Here is a 1,681-nt window from a genome sequence, read left to right on the forward strand (position 1 = left end):
GCCGGGTCAGCGTCGGCGGCGCGGAGGTCCAGCTCACCCGCAAGGAGTTCGATCTGCTCGCGCTGCTCGCGGCGCGCCCCGGCGTGGTGTTCCGGCGGGAGCAGATCATCAGCGAGGTGTGGCGCAGCAGTTGGGAGGGGACGGGCCGGACCCTGGAGGTCCACATCGCCTCCCTGCGCAGCAAGCTCGGCCTGCCGGCGCTCATCGAGACCGTGCGCGGCGTCGGCTATCGCCTCGTGCCCCCGCCGGCCGGCTGAGGCCCTGCCCCGATGCGTACCCGGCTGCTCCCCCTGCTGATCGTGCTCATGGCCGGCATGCTGCTCGCACTCGGTTTCCCGCTGGCCGACCGCATCGCCGGGCAGGAGCAGCAGCGCGTGATCGTGGACCGCATCGACGACACCGCGCGCTTCGCCTCCCTCGCGCAGTACGTCTCCTCCCGCAACGAGAACCGGCCGCCGGCCGAGGACGAGCGGCTGCGTGCGCTGCAGGAGGAGCTGCGCCGCTACCACGAGCTCTACGGCATCCGCGCCGGCGTCTACTACCGCGACCGCACCGCGATGGCCGCCGCCCCCGCCGGCTGGCGGGCCATGGCCCGCGCCGAGGGCGAGCGGGCCTTCTCCGAGTCCATGGCCGGCCGCCGCAGCCACGACCCGGCGCAGGTCTGGCCCTGGCAGGACGACCGCCTCACCGTCGCCTCCCCCGTCGTACGGGACGGGGACGTGGTCGCCGTCGTCGTCACCGACTCGCCCACGGGTGCCATGCGCTCGCGGACCCTCACCGGCTGGCTGTGGCTCGGCGCGGGGATCGCGGCCGCGATGACGGTCGCGGTGGCGGCCGCGTACCGGCTGACCGGCTGGGTGCTCAGGCCCGTACGCGTTCTCGACAAGGCCACCCACGACATCGCCACCGGCAGGCTGAAGTCCCGCGTCGCCCCGGCCGGCGGGCCGCCGGAGCTGCGCCGCCTCGCCGGTTCCTTCAACGAGATGGCCGACAACGTCGAGGACGTGCTGGAAAAGCAGCGCACCTTCGTCGCCGACGCCTCCCACCAGCTGCGCAACCCGCTCTCCGCGCTGCTGCTGCGCATCGAGCTGCTGCGCCTGGAGGCGCCGCACGCCGCGGCGGAGATCGAGTCGGTGCAGGCGGAGGGCACCCGGCTGGCCCGGGTGCTGGACGACCTGCTGGACCTGGCGCTGGCCGAGCACTCCCCCGCCGACCTGCGGGTGACCGACGTGGCCCGGCTGGCGTCCGAGCGGGTGGCGAGCTGGCGCCCCCTGGCCGAGGGACAGGACGTACGGCTGTTCCTGTCCGGCGCCCCGGCCGTGACCGGCTGGGCGGACCCGGTGGCGCTGTCCAGCGCGCTGGACGCGGTGGTGGACAACGCCGTGAAGTTCTCGCCGCAGGGCGGCGAGGTGGAGGTCCGGGTCGCCGCGGACGGCGACGAGGTGACGGTCGCGGTCGCCGACGGCGGGCCGGGGCTCACCGACGAGGAGCTGGGCCGCGTCGGCGACCGCTTCTGGCGCAGCGGACGGCATCAGAACGTCTCCGGCTCGGGTCTGGGGCTGTCCATCGTCCGGGCGCTGCTGGCCGCGGGCGGGGGACGCATCTCGTACGAGCGCAACGAGCCGCGGGGGCTCCGGGTGACGATCGCGGTGCCGCGCAGCGCGCCGGAGGACGGCGGCCA

The 1,681-nt window shown here is 75.1% G+C and carries 2 protein-coding genes; both read left to right on the plus strand.

The annotated features are described in order from the left end of the window. A partial coding sequence (locus H5J30_RS31625) for a winged helix-turn-helix domain-containing protein (RefSeq protein WP_181791006.1) occupies nucleotides 1–257 on the plus strand: 257 nt, incomplete at its 5' end. A gap of 12 nt (nucleotides 258–269) precedes the next feature. Then, nucleotides 270–1,681, plus strand: a 1,412-nt coding sequence (locus H5J30_RS31630; protein WP_181791008.1) for a sensor histidine kinase, incomplete at its 3' end; no start/stop codon positions are given.

The sequence above is a fragment of the Streptomyces phytophilus genome (assembly GCF_013870535.1).
Taxonomy (GTDB): domain Bacteria; phylum Actinomycetota; class Actinomycetes; order Streptomycetales; family Streptomycetaceae; genus Streptomyces; species Streptomyces phytophilus.